Source organism: Leucobacter sp. GX0328 (genome assembly GCF_053567315.1).
The window spans coordinates 527,199-542,126 of sequence record NZ_JBSGPC010000002.1; the positions used below are offsets into that span (position 1 = coordinate 527,199).

12 protein-coding genes are annotated in these 14,928 nt (G+C 69.2%); 9 read left to right on the forward strand and 3 right to left on the reverse strand.

Annotated features, from left to right (window positions below; genetic code table 11):
- Positions 1-3 precede the first annotated feature (3 nt).
- From gatA to ACUYTF_RS10615, 3 genes are all read left to right on the forward strand, one after another.
- Positions 4-1,539 (forward strand): Asp-tRNA(Asn)/Glu-tRNA(Gln) amidotransferase subunit GatA, encoded by a 1,536-nt coding sequence (gene gatA, locus ACUYTF_RS10605; protein ID WP_449279771.1) that lies wholly within the window; start codon positions 4-6, stop codon positions 1,537-1,539.
- Positions 1,539-3,053, forward strand: a complete 1,515-nt coding sequence (gene gatB, locus ACUYTF_RS10610; RefSeq protein ID WP_434144207.1) for an Asp-tRNA(Asn)/Glu-tRNA(Gln) amidotransferase subunit GatB — start codon at positions 1,539-1,541, stop codon at positions 3,051-3,053. The genes gatA and gatB overlap by 1 nt, the downstream gene beginning before the upstream one ends.
- Before the next feature lie 130 nt (positions 3,054-3,183).
- Positions 3,184-4,329 (forward strand): glutathione S-transferase C-terminal domain-containing protein, encoded by a 1,146-nt coding sequence (locus ACUYTF_RS10615; protein WP_449279772.1) that lies wholly within the window; start codon positions 3,184-3,186, stop codon positions 4,327-4,329.
- A 6-nt stretch (positions 4,330-4,335) separates the two neighbouring features.
- On the opposite strand, the gene glpK is transcribed toward ACUYTF_RS10615, so the two are convergent.
- Both glpK and ACUYTF_RS10625 read right to left on the reverse strand, forming a co-directional pair.
- A complete protein-coding gene (glpK, locus tag ACUYTF_RS10620) occupies positions 4,336-5,862 on the reverse strand; it encodes a glycerol kinase GlpK (RefSeq protein ID WP_449279773.1) in 1,527 nt (508 codons plus the stop codon).
- A gap of 56 nt (positions 5,863-5,918) precedes the next feature.
- Positions 5,919-7,682 carry a glycerol-3-phosphate dehydrogenase/oxidase gene (locus tag ACUYTF_RS10625; protein ID WP_449279774.1) on the reverse strand — a complete coding sequence of 588 codons (1,764 nt, stop codon included), beginning with the start codon at positions 7,680-7,682 and terminating at the stop codon, positions 5,919-5,921.
- Positions 7,683-7,841: 159 nt separating this feature from the next.
- Here ACUYTF_RS10625 and dinB point away from each other — a divergent pair, with 159 nt between their 5' ends.
- The 6 genes from dinB (at position 7,842) to ACUYTF_RS10655 (ending at position 14,221) form a co-directional block, all read left to right on the forward strand.
- Positions 7,842-9,056 carry a DNA polymerase IV gene (dinB, locus tag ACUYTF_RS10630; protein WP_449279775.1) on the forward strand — a complete coding sequence of 405 codons (1,215 nt, stop codon included), beginning with the start codon at positions 7,842-7,844 and terminating at the stop codon, positions 9,054-9,056.
- A 147-nt stretch (positions 9,057-9,203) separates the two neighbouring features.
- Positions 9,204-10,310 carry an ABC transporter substrate-binding protein gene (locus tag ACUYTF_RS10635; RefSeq protein ID WP_449279776.1) on the forward strand — a complete coding sequence of 369 codons (1,107 nt, stop codon included), beginning with the start codon at positions 9,204-9,206 and terminating at the stop codon, positions 10,308-10,310.
- Positions 10,307-11,116, forward strand: coding sequence for an ATP-binding cassette domain-containing protein (locus tag ACUYTF_RS10640; RefSeq protein ID WP_434144216.1), 810 nt, complete (start codon positions 10,307-10,309; stop codon positions 11,114-11,116). The genes ACUYTF_RS10635 and ACUYTF_RS10640 overlap by 4 nt, the downstream gene beginning before the upstream one ends.
- Before the next feature lie 10 nt (positions 11,117-11,126).
- The gene (locus ACUYTF_RS10645; RefSeq protein ID WP_449279777.1) at positions 11,127-11,957 is read left to right on the forward strand and encodes an ABC transporter permease; all 831 of its coding nucleotides are present in this window, start codon (positions 11,127-11,129) and stop codon (positions 11,955-11,957) included.
- A 33-nt stretch (positions 11,958-11,990) separates the two neighbouring features.
- Positions 11,991-13,334, forward strand: a complete 1,344-nt coding sequence (locus tag ACUYTF_RS10650; protein ID WP_449279778.1) for an NtaA/DmoA family FMN-dependent monooxygenase — start codon at positions 11,991-11,993, stop codon at positions 13,332-13,334.
- Positions 13,335-13,351: 17 nt separating this feature from the next.
- Positions 13,352-14,221, forward strand: coding sequence for a PfkB family carbohydrate kinase (locus tag ACUYTF_RS10655; protein ID WP_449279779.1), 870 nt, complete (start codon positions 13,352-13,354; stop codon positions 14,219-14,221).
- 53 nt (positions 14,222-14,274) lie between these two features.
- On the opposite strand, the gene ACUYTF_RS10660 is transcribed toward ACUYTF_RS10655, so the two are convergent.
- Positions 14,275-14,859, reverse strand: a complete 585-nt coding sequence (locus ACUYTF_RS10660) for a PadR family transcriptional regulator (RefSeq protein ID WP_449279780.1) — start codon at positions 14,857-14,859, stop codon at positions 14,275-14,277.
- Between the last annotated feature and the right edge of the window lie 69 nt (positions 14,860-14,928).

The following is a 14,928-nucleotide window of genomic DNA, read 5'->3' on the forward strand; positions in this document are numbered from 1 at the left end:
GACATGAGTGAACTGATCAATCTCACGGCGGCCGACCTCGCCGCGAAGCTCGCTTCGGGCGAGGTCTCCTCGGTCGAAGCCACCCGGGCGCACCTCGACCGCATCTCCGCCGTCGACGGCGAGCTCCACGCGTTCCTCGCCACCGACGCCGAGCGCTCGCTCGCGGCTGCCCGATCCGTCGACGAGCGCCGCGCCGCGGGCGAGGACCTCGGAGCGCTCGCGGGCGTGCCGCTCGCGGTGAAGGACGTGCTCGTGACGACCGACATGCCGTCGACGTCGGGCTCGAAGATGCTCGAGGGCTACCGCTCGCCCTACGACGCCACCGCCGTCGCGAAGGCCCGCGCGGCCGGCCTTGTGAACATCGGCAAGACCAACATGGACGAGTTCGCGATGGGCTCGTCGACCGAGAACTCGGCCTACGGGCCGACGTTCAACCAGTGGAACACCGAGCGCGTGCCCGGCGGCTCGGGCGGCGGCTCCGCCGTCGCGGTCGGCGCGTTCGAAGCCCCGCTCGCGCTCGGCTCCGACACCGGCGGCTCGATCCGCCAGCCCGCTGCGCTCACCGGCACCGTAGGGGCGAAGCCGACCTACGGCGGCGTCAGCCGCTACGGCGCGATCGCGCTCGCATCGTCGCTCGACCAGATCGGCCCGTGCGCCCGCACCGTGCTCGACACCGCACTGCTGCACGATGTCGTCGTCGGCCACGACCGTCACGATGCGACCTCGCTCGACATGCAGTGGCCGTCGATGGCGGAGGCGGCCCGCGGCGGCGTCGATCCCTCGACCCTCAAGGGGCTGCGCGTCGGCGTGGTGAAGCAGCTGATGCTCGATGGCGCGCAGGCGGGCGTGAAGTCGAGCTTCGAAGAAGCGCTCGCGCTGCTCGAGGCCCAGGGCGCCGAGATCGTCGAGATCGATGCTCCGCACTTCGAGTACGCGGTCGCCGCGTACTACCTCATCCTCCCGGCCGAAGCCTCGAGCAACCTCGCGAAGTACGACTCGGTGCGCTTCGGGCTGCGGGTCAGCCCCGAAGGCGGCGGCACCGTCGAGAGCGTGATGAGCGAGACGCGTGCGGCGGGCTTCGGCGCCGAGGTGAAGCGACGCATCATCCTCGGCACCTACGCGCTGTCGGCCGGCTACTACGACGCCTACTACGGGAGCGCGCAGAAGGTGCGCACCCTCATCCAGCGCGACTTCGCGAACGCGTTCGACCGGGTCGATGTCATCGCATCGCCGACCGCGCCCACCACGGCGTGGAAGGTCGGCACGCACGATGCCGATCCGATGCAGGACTACCTGAACGACGCCACGACGATTCCCGCGAACCTCGCCGGCATCCCGGGCCTCAGCCTGCCGATCGGCCTCGCCGCCGAAGACGGGCTCCCCGTCGGGCTGCAGCTCATGGCCCCCGCTTTCGAAGACGCGCGACTGTACCGCGCCGGCGCCGCCGTCGAGAGCCTGATCGCCGACCGCGACGGCCGGGCGTTCTGGCAGCAGAGCCCGATGTTCGGTGCAGTGAACGTTGAAGGGGGAGCCCGCTGATGGCCAAGACCAAGCTGATGGACTACGAACGGGCCCTCGAACTCTTCGAGCCCGTCATCGGGCTCGAAGTGCACGTCGAGCTGAACACGAAGACCAAGATGTTCTCGTCGGCCCCGAACGTGTTCGGCTCCGAGCCGAACACGAACCTGACGCCGGTGTGCCTCGGCCTTCCCGGTTCGCTGCCCGTCGTGAACGAGCAGGCCGTGCGCTACTCGATCAGCCTCGGGCTCGCGCTCGGCTGCGAGATCGCCGAGACCTCGGGCTTCGCCCGGAAGAACTACTTCTACCCCGACATGGCGAAGAACTACCAGATCTCGCAGTACGACGACCCCATCGCCCATGACGGCTCCGTCGAGATCGAGCTCGCCTCGGGCCGCGTCGTGCACGTGCCGATCGAGCGCGCGCATATGGAGGAGGACGCGGGCAAGCTCAACCACGTCGGCGGTTCGACCGGTCGCATCCAGGGCGCGGAGTACTCGCTCGTCGACTATAATCGCGCGGGTGTGCCGCTCGTCGAGATCGTCACGCGTCCCGTGTTCGGCGGCGAGGCGGATACGCCCGAGATCGCGGCGGCCTACGTCGCGACGATCCGCGAGATGGTGGTCGCGCTCGGCATCTCCGATGCCCGCATGGAGCGCGGCAACCTCCGCTGCGACGCGAACGTGTCGCTGCGCCCCCGCGGCAACGAGGGCGCCGGCATGTCGGTGCTCGGCACGCGCACTGAGACGAAGAACGTGAATTCGCTGCGCTCGATCGAGCGCGCCGTGCGCTTCGAGATCCAGCGCCAGGCTCAGATCCTCGCCGACGGCGGGTCGATCACGCAGGAGACCCGTCACTGGCACGAGGACACGGGGGAGACCTCGCCGGGCCGCCCGAAGAGCGACGCCGACGACTACCGGTACTTCCCCGAGCCCGACCTCGCGCCGCTCACCCCATCGCGCGATCTGGTCGAGGAGCTGCGTGCCGCGCTGCCCGAGCACCCGACGCTGCGCACCCGCCGGCTGAAGGCCGACTGGAAGTTCTCGGCGCTCGAGTTCCAGGATGTCGTGAACTCGGGCCTCACCGCCACCATCGAGGCGACCGTGGCGGCGGGCGTGCCCCCGCAGACGGCGCGCAAGTGGTGGACCGGAGAGATCGCGCGCATCGCCAACGAGCGTTCGACGGCCGCGCCCGACCTCATCACCCCCGAGCAGCTGGCCTCGGTGGTCGCGCTCGTCGACGAGGGCACGCTGAACGACAAGATGGCGCGCCAGGTGATCGCCGGCATCATCGACGGCGAGGGCACGGCGGCCGAGATCGTCGAAGCCCGCGGGCTCGCGATCGTCTCCGACGACGGTGCGCTCATCGAGGCGGTCGATGCGGCACTCGCCGAGCAGCCCGACGTGCTCGCCAAGATCCGCGACGGCAAGGTGCAGGCCGCCGGCGCCATCATCGGCGCCGTGATGAAGGCGATGCGCGGCCAGGCCGATGCGGCCCGCGTGCGCGAACTGGTGCTGGAGCGGGCCGCGGGCTGACCGGCCCGTGCACGTCTCGAAGGGCGAGAAATCAGGCAGGGATCGCGAAGACCCCTGGATTTCTCGCCCTTCGGCCGTCTCCGGGCGGTGCCCCGTGCGCGGGGCGGCCCCGTCGGGGCACAATGGAGGCATGAGCGAGAACGAGCAGTATTCGACCCGGGGCGCCTACGTGACCGGCGGCGCCGAGTTCACGAGAGACACGAACTACATCGAGGATCGCATCGTCGCCGACCCCGAGGCGACGCGCGCCCTGCCCGCGCCGCCGCCCTCGAAGGTCGGGTCGCTCGGCTTCGGGCTCAGCGCTGGCGCCGAGGCCTGGCCGGTCGAGGTGGGCCGCTACCGGCTTGTCGCCGCGAACGCGTGCCCGTGGGCGAACCGCACCGTCATCGTGCGCCGCCTGCTCGGTCTCGAAGACGCGATCTCGCTCGGCCGGCCGGGGCCTGTGCACGATGTGCGCTCGTGGACCTTCGACCTCGAGGGCACGGCGCTCAACGTCGGCGACGTCGACCCGGTGCTCGGATCGGCGCGGTTGCAGCAGAACTACTTCAAGCGGTTCCCCGCCTATCCGCGCGGCATCACGGTACCCGCGATCGTCGAGGTGTCGAGCGGCGAGGTCGTCACGAACGACTACCCGCAGATCACGCTCGACTTCTCCACCGAGTGGCGCGAGTTCCACCGGGAGGGGGCGCCCGATCTGCTGCCGGGGCTGGGCACGGGCAGCGGCGAGCTCGAGGAGATGTGGCCGGTCATCACCCGCATCTTCACCGAGGTGAACAACGGCGTCTACCGCTGCGGGTTCGCGGGCAGCCAGGACGCCTACGAGGCCGCGTACGCCCGCCTGTGGGAGGCGCTCGATTGGCTGGAGGAGCGCCTCGCGACCCGCCGCTACCTCATGGGCGGCACCATCACCGAGGCCGACGTGCGGCTCTTCACGACCCTCACCCGCTTCGACCCGGTCTACCACGGGCACTTCAAGACGAACCGCAACCGGCTCATCGAGATGGAGCACCTCTGGGGGTACGCGCGCGACCTCTTCCAGACCCCGGGGTTCGGCGACACCACCGATTTCGTGCAGATCAAGCGCCACTACTACGTCACCCACGAGGACATCAATCCGACAGGGATCGTGCCCGCGGGCCCCGAGCTCGAGAACTGGCTCGACCCGCACGACCGCGAACGGCTCGGCGGCGAGCCGTTCGGCGACGGCACGCCGCCGCCCGAGGTACGCGAGGAGGAGCGGATCGCGGCGGGCCACAATCCGCTGGTTCCGGCCTGAGCCCGGTCAGCGCGTGTCGGTGTCGACCCAGTCCATCGACTTGGTGACCGCCTTGCGCCACTGCCGCAGCAGGCGATCGCGCTCGTCCGCGGCGAGCTGCGGCTCCCACCGGTGCGCCTCCTGCCGGTTCGCGCGCAGCTCGTCGAGTCCCGACCAGAACCCCACTGCGAGCCCTGCCGCGTAGGCGGCGCCGAGCGCCGTCGTCTCGGCGATGCGCGGGCGCACGACGGGCACGCCGAGCATGTCGGCCTGGAACTGCATGAGGGTCTCGTTGGCGACCATGCCCCCGTCGACATGCAGCTCGCTCAGGTGGATGCCGCCGCCGGCCGCGACATCGGCGTTGACGGCATCGAGCACATCGCGGGTCTGGTAGGCGACGGCCTCGAGCGCGGCGCGCGCGATGTGGCCGCGGTTCGAATAGCGGGTAAGCCCGACGAGGGCACCGCGCGCATCCGGGCGCCAGTAGGGTGCGAAGAGTCCCGAGAACGCCGGTACGAAGTAGACGCCGCCGTTGCCCTCGACCGACTTCGCGAGCCGCTCGACCTCGGACGACGACGAGATGAGCCCGAGCTGGTCGCGCAGCCACTGGATGAGCGATCCGGTGACCGCGATCGACCCTTCGAGCGCGTAGTGCACCGGCGCATCGCCGAGCTTGTAGCCGACAGTCGTGAGCAGCCCGCTCACCGAGTGCACGATCTCCGTGCCGGTCTGGAAGATCAGGAAGCAGCCGGTGCCGTACGTGTTCTTCGATTCGCCGGCGTCGAACGCCGCCTGCCCGAACGTGGCGGCCTGCTGATCGCCGAGGATGCCCGAGATCGGAGTGCCGTGCAGCAGCGACGAGGCCTCCGCCTCGGCGTAGACCTCCGAGGAGGACCGGATCTCGGGCATCATCGAACGCGGGATGCGGAACGCCTCGAGCAGGTCGTCGCGCCACTCGAGCGTCTCGAGATCCATGAGCAGCGTGCGCGACGCGTTCGTCACGTCGGTCGCGTGCACGCCCCCGTCGGGGCCGCCGCTGAGGTTCCACAGGATCCAGCTGTCGGTCGTGCCGAACATCAGCTCGCCGGCCTCGGCCCGCTCGCGAGCGCCGTCGACGTGCTCCAGGATCCAGGCGATCTTGGTCGCCGAGAAGTAGCTGGCGAGGGGAAGGCCCGTGATCGCTTTGAAGCGATCGACGCCGCCGTCGGCCGCGAGCGCATCGACGAGCGGCTGCGTCCGCGTGTCCTGCCAGACGATCGCGTGGTGCACGGGTTCGCCGGTGCGCCGGTCCCAGACGACCGCGGTCTCGCGCTGGTTCGTGATGCCGATCGCGGCGATGTCGCGTCCGGTGAGGTCGGCGGTGCCGAGCGCGGTGCCGATCACCTCCTGCACGTTGCGCCAGATCTCGAGCGCATCGTGCTCGACCCAGCCGGCCTCCGGCATGATCTGCTCGTGCTCTTTCTGGCCGACCGCGACGATCGAGCCGTCGTGGTCGAAGATGATGGCGCGCGATGACGTCGTGCCCTGGTCGATCGCGATCACGTACTGGGACATGGCGTGCTCCTTCGTCTCTGAAGTTCGGGTGCGGCGCGGGCCCGGGAGGCCCGGCGTCAATCGAGGGGTGCGATGCCGGGCTCGCCGAGCACGACGCGATGGGCGTCATGCAGGAGGCGCTCGGTCCGTTCGATCTCCTGCTGCTGCGCGTCGGCATTCCAGCCGAGCACCGGGGCGATGGCGTCGGCCGCCTCGGCGAGGGTCTCGCGGGTGAGGCCGCCAACGAACGCCAGCGAGGTGCGTCGCAGCAGCAGGTCGTCGAGGTGCAGCACGTCCTCGGTGCGCGCGAGGTGCGCCAGTTCCGCCGCGAAGTAGCCGGGGGCGTGCTCCAGCTCCGATGCGTCGGTCGGGATCGCGGCGAGCACCTCGGCGGCCGCGGTGCCGTAGCGCTCGAGCAGGGCCTCGACGGTCCGCGGGTCGTGGCCCTGGGCGTGCTTCGAGACCCAGATGCGCTTCGCCGCGGCATCTCGCGGGTAGCCGGCTCCGCCGCCGATGACCGTGCGGCGGGTGCTCATGCTGCGGCGGGCCCCGAGCAGCTTCAGCGTCTCGTCGCCGAGGTGCTCGGCGAGCGCGCGGAAGGTCGTCCACTTGCCGCCGACGAGGCTGAGCGTGCGCACATCGCCGAGCCAGCCGTGCTCGATGCGGTAGTCGCGCGACACGAACCCCGGCGCGGTGTCGTCGTGCCGGGGGAGCGGCCGGATGCCCGAGAACGAGTACACGATCTGCGACCGGTCGACGGGGATCGCGGGGAACACGTGCGGGATGAGGTTGAAGAAGTAGTCGACCTCGTCGTCGGTGCAGACCATCGGCTCGGCGGGGTCGGCATCGATGTCGGTCGTGCCGACCATCACCCGGCCCTTGAGCGGATAGATGAGCACGATGCGGCCGTCGGAGTGCTCGAAGAACATCTCGCGGCCCGCCGTCGCCTCGAACAGCTCGGGGTGGTCGAGCACGATGTGCGAGCCCTTCGTGCCGCCCATGTAGCGGGTCGGGCGGCCGAGCGCCTCGTTGGTGAGGTCGGTCCACGGGCCGCTCGCGTTCACGATGACGCGGGCGGCGAAGGGGAACTCCTCGCCGCTCGCCTCGTCGCGCAGGGTCGCCTTCCCGTTCGAGAACCCCACGGCCGAGACGTAGTTCGCGGCGCGCGCCGTGCGGTCTCCGCGGGCGCCCGTGCCCGCGCTGATGCCGTCGGCGAGCACGTCGAGCGCGAGGCGTTCGGGGTCGTGCATCGATGCGTCGAAGTAGGTGGCGGTGTACTTGATGCGGGGGTTCAGGCGCGGGAGCTCGCGGAGCGAACGATCGCTGCCGAGGAAGCGGTGCCGGGGCACCTGGCCGCCCGCGCGCGAGAAGAGGTCGTAGATGACGAGCCCGATCTTGATGAGCAGCGCCCCGCGCTCGCGCGGTTCTCCGCGACCGTGGGTGACGAGCAGCCGGAACGGCGCCGTGAGGATTCCCGAGAACGTCTTGAAGATCGGGATCGTGGTGCGCAGCGGGCGCACGTAGTGGGGCGCATTGCGGATGAGGCGATTGCGTTCCTGCACCGCCTCCTTCACGAGGCGGAACTCGCCGTTCTCGAGGTAGCGGATGCCGCCGTGGACCATGTGGCTCGAGGCGGAGGATGCGCCCGAGACGAAGTCTCCCCGTTCGACGAGAGCCACATCGACGCCCTGCAGAGCGAGTTCGCGGAAGGTCGCGATGCCGTTGATGCCGCCGCCGATGATGAGCACGTCGGCCTGCGCTCGCGCGCGCAGGGCCGCGACGGCGTCGTCCCGGGAGGATCCCGAGGGCTGCGGAGAAGTTGAGGGCTGCTGCTTCGCCAAGATAGATCGCCTTCCTGCCGCCCGGATCCGGGCCACCCGACTGATGACACCACGCTACCAAGACGCGGCCGATCGAGCCGGTGAATTCGTAGGGCCGGCGGGCGGCGATGCCGGGCGGTTCACCAGCCGCGCGCCCCCGGAATATGGTGCAATGGGGGCATGACGGGACAGCAGCGCGAGGTCGCTTCGATGCTGCACGTCGACATGGATTCGTTCTTCGTCTCGGTGGAGCTGCTCGACCGGCCCGAGCTCCGCGGGCGTCCAGTCGCGGCGGCCCACGACACGGCGCGCTCCGTGGTGTCGAGCGCGAGCTACGAGGCGCGCCGATACGGTGTGCGTTCGGCGATGCCGGTCGCACGGGCGAAGCAGCTCTGCCCGCAGCTCGTGCTCGTGCCGCCGACGTTCGAGAAGTACCGGCGGGCCTCGCGCCGGGTCATGCAGATCTTCGAGGAGTTCACGCCGCTCGTCGAGCCGCTCAGCATCGACGAGGCGTTCCTCGATGTCGCGGGCACCGTGCGGCTCTTCGGCGAGCCGGTCGAGATCGCGCGCCGGCTGCGCGAACGGGTGCGCGAGGAGACCGGGCTGCCGGCATCGGTCGGGCTCGCGGGCACGAAGTTCGTCGCCAAGCTCGCCTCGCAGCGCGCGAAGCCCGACGGCCTCCTCGAGATCCCGCCGCAGCGCACCCTCGAGTTCTTGCACCCGCTGCCGATCGAGGCGATGTGGGGCGTCGGTCGAGCCACGGCGAAGGCGCTCGGGTCGCGGGCGATCCATACGGTGGCCGACCTCGCCGCGGAGCCGCTCGCCTCGCTCGAGCGCATCGTCGGCGTGGCGAGCGCGCGTCGCCTGCACGATCTCGCGAACGGACGCGATGCCCGCGGCGTCGAGACGGAGCGCACGGAGAAGAGCATCGGCCACGAGGAGACGTTCGCCCGCGATGAGGTCGACGCGGCGCTGCTCGAGCGCGAACTGCTGCGGCTCGCCACGCGCACGGGGGAACGGCTGCGGGGCGCTGGCCTCGAAGCCCGTACCGTGTCGATCAAGGTGCGCTGGTCGGACTTCGAGACGGTCACCCGATCGCGCACGCTCGCCGAGGCTACGGATGCGACGCAGCGCATCTATCAGACCGCGCGCGAGCTGTTCGCGGGGCTCCCGGCCGGCCGGCCGGTGCGCCTCATCGGGGTGCGCGCCGAGCAGCTGCTCCCCGCTGGGGCCGACCCGGCCGGGCTGTGGAGCGACGACGACGAGTGGCGGGCCGTCGACCAGGCGGTCGACGAGGTGCGCGGCAGGTTCGGGGCGGGAGGCGTGGTCGCCGCGAGCCTGCTCGGCGGGCGCGGCGCGGTGGTGGACCACCGGTCCCTGCAGCCGCCGACCTGAGGTTCGCCGCGACCGGGCCGGGTCACAGCTCGATCACGAATGCAGAATCTGCGATTCCACTGGACTAGTTCGCTCTTGACTAGTATAAATTAGAGCCAGATCTTGACTAAGAGATTCCTGCTCATCATGACGAAAGGCGGACGGACGATGAAGTCCTCGGTATCCCATAAGCGAACGGGCTTCGCGATCATCGGCGCACTTGCCGGCGTCGCCCTCCTGGCCGGCTGCAGCGGCGCCTCCGAGGCGCCCGCCGCGAACAACGACAAGTCGATCATCGACCAGGCGGCGTGCGATCGCAATGCCGCCGAGAAGATCACCTACATCTCGGGCTACGGCTACTCGGCGAGCGCCAGCCAGATCGACGTCTTCATGGCGCAGGAGCTCGGCTACTTCGACGAGTTGTGCCTGAACGTCGAGATCAACGCGGCCGGCGGCAACGGGCAGCAGCTCGTCTCGTCGGGCAAGGCCCAGTTCAGCAGCCTCGGCTCTGCCGAGGACGTGCTGATGGCGGCCGCCAACAGCAAGAACCTCACCGCGGTCGCCACCTACGGGACGACCTCGCCGTTCTGCCTGTTCGCCAATAAGGACATCAAGAGCCTGAAGGATCTCGAGGGCAAGCAGCTCGGCTACTTCATCAACCTGACGCCGGTCGCCGCGGCCATGCTCGATGCCGCCGGCGCCGACATCAATAAGGTCGAACTGGTCAAGATGACCAACTACGACCCGACCGTGGTGCTGCGCAGCCAGCCCGATGCGATCGTCGGCTACGCGTCGAACCAGTGCGAAACGCTGCGCGCCATGGGCGAGGAGTTCTCGGAGTTCGTCCCGGCCGAGTTCGATCTCAGCGGCACGTACAACGTGATGGAGACCAACGCCGAGTTCTACCAGAAGAATCCCGAAGTGGTCGCGGACTTCATGCGCGCCGACCTGAAGGCGCTGCAGTACTGCCTCGACAACGAGGCCGATTGCGTCGAGCGCCTCGCGAAGCTCGCGAAGGACAACGGCCAGGGCGACGCGTTCCCGAAGGAGCAGCTCGAGCGCACCTGGAAGGTCGAGTCCCAGTGGGTGCGCGACAGCCAGGCCGGAGCGCCCGGCGTGCAGACCGTCGAGCAGTGGCAGGGCGCGGCCGACATGGTGAAGAAGTTCGGCAACGTCACGGACATCCCGCCGGTCGAGGACGTCATGGATCCGGAGCTCGTCGCGGGCCTCTACGACGCCGACGGCGCGCTGATCTGGCCGGGAGACGCCCAGTGACAGTCGGTCTGAGCGAAGGCCACGGCGTCGAGGTCTCGCACCTCGTCAAGAAATTCGGCAAGCCGGGCCAGGAGATGCTGGCGCTCAGCGATGTGAACCTCACGGTGAACCCGGGAGAGTTCGTCTCGGTGATCGGGCCGAGCGGCTGCGGCAAGTCGACCCTGCTGAAGGTCGTCGCGGGCCTCTACGAGGCGAACGGAGGCTCGGTGACGATCGGCGGCGAGAGCGTGCGCGCCGCCGCGAAGAAGAAGCGCATCGGCCTGGTGCCCCAGGCCCCCGCCCTCCTGCCGTGGAAGAGCGTGCGCGACAACGTGAAGCTGCCGGTGCGCATCAATCCGAAGGCGAACGAGGGGCGCACGCTGAGGGATCCGGACGAGCTGCTGCGCTCGTTCGGCCTCGGCGCCGCACTCGATAAGTTCCCGAAGCAGCTCTCGGGCGGCATGCAGCAGCGCGTCGCGATCGCGCGGGCGTTCTCGTTCGACCCCGACATCCTGCTCATGGACGAGCCGTTCTCGGCGCTCGACGAGATCAACCGAGACCAGCAGCGCCTCGGCCTGCTCGAATTCTGGCAGTCGAACCGCAAATCCGTGATGTTCGTCACGCACTCCGTGCCCGAGGCGATCGTGCTCTCGGACCGCATCGTGCTGATGGCGGCCCACCCCGGCCGTATCGAGGAGATCATCGACGTGAATCTTCCGCGCCCGCGCACCTCCGAGTCCTACGCGAGCGATGAGTTCCGCGACCTCGAGGGCTACGTGCGCCAGCGGCTGAGCGATGTCATGGAGGCGAATGCACATGTCGGTTGAATCGAATGACGTGACAGCCACGCGCGCGGTCGCCGTGCAAGAGGCGCAGCAGTCGACGGCGCCGCGCTCCGCGAACCTCGCCTGGGCGCACCCGCGCGTATGGGCGCCGACAGCTGTCGTGTTCGCCATCGTCGCAGTGCTCTGGCACGTGATCGCGATCACGAACCCGTACATCCTGCCGACGTTCGGGCAGGTCGGCGAGAGCTTCGCGTCAGACCCCGGCATGTACTGGAAGAACTTCCTGATCACCCTGCAGGAGGTCGCGATCGGCGCCGGGTCGGCGATCGTGCTCGGCTTCGTGATCGCCGTCATCATGAGCGAGTTCGAGATCGTGGAGCGCGCCGTGATGCCGCTCATCGTGCTCATCATGGTCACCCCGGTCATCGCAATCGCCCCGGCGCTCGTGGTCGCGTTCGGCTTCGGCATGCTGCCGAAGTACATCGTGACCGGCATCGTCGTGTTCTTCCCGGTGCTCGTCAACTCGCTCGCCGGGCTGCGCAGCGTCGATCCGCGTACGAAGGACGTCTTCCAGACGCTCCACGCCTCGCGCTGGGAGATCTTCCGCGACCTGCGCTTCCCGGGGAGCATGCCGTACTTCTTCGCCGGCCTCCGCATCAGTCTGCCGCTCGCGGTCGTCGGTGCCGCGGTCGCGGAGTTCGTCGCGGCGGGCACGGCCGCGGGCCTCGGTTCGCTCGTCACCACCGCCGCCGCGCAGGCGAACCTCGCCGTGACGTGGGCCGCGATCTTCATGCTCTGCCTGATGGGCATCCTGCTCATCGCGCTGCTCGCCATCGTGCGCAAGCGGGTGCTGTGGTGGAGCGACGAAGTCAGCGCCCGCTGAGACACAGAATTGAATTTGGGAGAGAGGAACCCCATGAAGAAGCTGCACTTCGGCCTGTTCGAGAACGCGCAGGCCAACGACAGCGGCCGGGCCACCTGGCGTCACCCCGATAACCAGCGGGATCAGTACGACACGCTGGAGTACTGGACGAGGCTCGCGAAGATCTGCGAGGAGGGCGGGCTCGACTTCCTGTTCCTCGCAGATGCCTGGGGCTGGGCAGAGGTCAACGGCGTGCGCCCCGATATCGCGTCGGTCGAGGGGCTCGATCTGCCGCGCCTCGACCCGTTCATCGTCGCATCGGCGATCCTCGCGCACACGAAGCAGCTCGGCGTCGTCATGACCGGGTCGACCCTGCTCGAGCAGCCGTACGCGTTCGCGCGCCGCATGGCGACGCTCGATCAGCTGTCGGGCGGGCGCACCGGATGGAACATCGTCACCACAGGCACCGCGGATACGGCGGTCAAGGCGTTCGGCGTGCCCATGGTGGCGCACGACGAGCGCTACGAGATGGCCGACGACTTCGTGCGCCTGGTCTACAAGCTGTGGGAGGGCGCATGGGAGCCCGACGCGCTGACGAAGGACAAGCAGGGCAATTTCGCCGACCCGGCGAAGGTGCACACGATTAAGCACGAGGGCCCGTACTTCAAGAGCGAGGGCTACGGCAACTCATCGTATTCGCCGCAGGGCACTCCCGTGCTCTTCCAGGCCGGCGCATCGCCCGCGGGCCGTTCGTTCGGCGGCCGCCACGGCGAATGCATGTTCGTGGGCGGCGGCACCGCCGAGCAGCTCGCGGCGCATAGCACGGCGATTCGGCAGGCCGCCGTCGATTCGGGGCGCAGCGCCGACTCGGTGAAGGTTATGGCCGAGTTCCGCTGCGTCATCGGCGAGACGACCGAGGACGCGCAGCGCCGGTACGACGAGGTGCTCGCCTCGCAGACCGCCGAGGTGACCGTCGCCTCGTACGCATGGTTCACGGGTCTCGACCTCTCGGCGTACGACCCCGAGACGCCGATGACCGATCTGCACACCGAACTGTCGCAGTCGCAGGTATCGCGCTTCGCCGGCATGACCGTCGGCGATGTGCTGAAGGATTGGCACGAGCACGGCGTCGGTTCGAAGGCGTTCGTGGGCACCGCGGAGGAGGTCGCCGATCACGTGATCGCGCTGGCCGAGGGCGGCGACCTCGACGGCTTCCTGCTCTCGCCGGTCATCCAGCCCGGTTCGACGATCGACTTCGTCGAGCAGGTGCTGCCGATCCTGCGCGAGCGCGGGGCGGTCGCCGCCAGCGAGGGCGCGACGCTGCGCGAGCGGCTCACCGAGTCGGGCACCGCGACGCTTCCCGATGAGCACCCCGCCGCTGCGGCCCGCGCCTACTGAGCGGTAGTCTGTTCGTCATGAACGATGCAGCGGTATGCGTGGTCGGCAGTCTGAATGCGGATCGCTACCTCGGTCTCACCCGGCTCCCGGAGCCGGGTGAGACCATCATCGGCGAGGCGCTCGGGCTGTACCCCGGCGGCAAGGGCCTGAATCAGGCGGTCGCCGCGGCACGGTGCGGGGCCGCGACGCGCATGTGCGGAGCGATCGGCGACGATGCGGAGGGCCGCTTGCTCGTCGACGCCATGCGCGAGGCGGGAGTCGACGACTCCGCGGTCGCGGTGCAGACGGTGCCGAGCGGCATCGCGCACATCATGTCGCTCGCCGAAGGCGAGAACAGCATCATCGTGATCCCCGGTGCCAATGCGCGGGTCGAGGCGGGGGCCGCAACGCGCGGCATCGCGGGGGCCCGCGTCGTGCTCGTGCAGCTCGAGATCAATATCGATGCCGCAGGCGAGGCGCTGGCGGCCGGCCGCGCCGCCGGGGCCACGACGGTGCTCAACGCCGCACCGGCGCACGATGCGGTGCTCGGCCTGCTGCCGAATGTGGACATCCTCATCGTGAACGATTCGGAGCTCGCGATGCTCGGTGGGCTCGAGGCTCTCTCGCCGCTGGTCACCGTCGTGCACACGCAGGGCGGGGACGGCCTGACCGTGCATCCGTTGGGTGCTGAGCCGTTCTCCGTCGACGCGTTCCCCATCGACGTCGTGGATACGACGGGTGCGGGCGATGCGTTCTGCGGCGGGTTCGTCGCTGCTCTCGCCGCCGGCGAGTCCCTCGAGACCGCAGCGCGCCGCGGCGCGGCCGCCGGCGCGATCGTCGCGTGCCACCGCGGGGCGCAGACCGACGCCCTGTCGGCGGAGGCGGTGTCCGAGCTCGTCGGGTTCTAGAACGCATGCGCAACGCCCCGCCTCCGGTATCGAGGGCGGGGCGTTCGCGCGTTTCAGGACGCGGCGACGGCCTCTTCGTCCGCGAAGCGGTACTCGCCGACGCGCAGCCGTTCGATGAGCTCGCGGGCCCAGACCTGTTCGGCCCTCAGGCGGGCCGAGGAGAGCTCGAAGATCTCGCGCACGTACTTCGGCGTGGTCTCCGACCGCAGGGTGTCCGTGATCTGGAACGAGTTCGTCGTGATGAGCGCGTCGATCTTGCTGACGCGATTCTCGAGGCCCGCGATGACCTCGCTGCGGCTGAGCGCGAACATGAACGAGGTGAGCGCCATGACCGAGTTCGTGTCGAACGCCTCGACCCGCCAGAGCGTATCGCGCAGCATGCGCAGCAGTTCGACCTTGCCGGTCGGGGTGACGCTGTACACGGTCCGCGCCGGGTACTTGCCATCGGTCTCGGTGCCGTCATCGATGATGTACCCGTCTCGCATGAGCGACTTCAGTGCGTTGTAGATCGAACCCGGCTGGGTGTTCGCCCACTCGTCGACGTGCCAGGTCGACAGTTCGCGCCGCAGGAAATACCCGTGCACGGGCTGGAACTGGTAGACAGCTCCGAGCACGATGAGACGTGTGTATGAGGCCATCCCATCATGCTAGGGCGCTCGACAGAATTGATCAAGATTGACGATTATCTGTGCTAATCTCTAATAGAC

Bases quoted from the DNA above. Each gene is read 5' to 3' on its own strand.
- gatA (WP_449279771.1), top strand. From the start codon at position 4: ATGAGTGAACTGATCAATCTCACGGCGGCCGACCTCGCCGCGAAGCTC.
- gatB (WP_434144207.1), top strand. From the start codon at position 1,539: ATGGCCAAGACCAAGCTGATGGACTACGAACGGGCCCTCGAACTCTTC.
- ACUYTF_RS10615 (WP_449279772.1), top strand. From the start codon at position 3,184: ATGAGCGAGAACGAGCAGTATTCGACCCGGGGCGCCTACGTGACCGGC.
- glpK (WP_449279773.1), bottom strand. From the start codon at position 5,862: ATGTCCCAGTACGTGATCGCGATCGACCAGGGCACGACGTCATCGCGC.
- dinB (WP_449279775.1), top strand. From the start codon at position 7,842: ATGACGGGACAGCAGCGCGAGGTCGCTTCGATGCTGCACGTCGACATG.
- ACUYTF_RS10635 (WP_449279776.1), top strand. From the start codon at position 9,204: ATGAAGTCCTCGGTATCCCATAAGCGAACGGGCTTCGCGATCATCGGC.
- ACUYTF_RS10650 (WP_449279778.1), top strand. From the start codon at position 11,991: ATGAAGAAGCTGCACTTCGGCCTGTTCGAGAACGCGCAGGCCAACGAC.
- ACUYTF_RS10655 (WP_449279779.1), top strand. From the start codon at position 13,352: ATGAACGATGCAGCGGTATGCGTGGTCGGCAGTCTGAATGCGGATCGC.
- ACUYTF_RS10660 (WP_449279780.1), bottom strand. From the start codon at position 14,859: ATGGCCTCATACACACGTCTCATCGTGCTCGGAGCTGTCTACCAGTTC.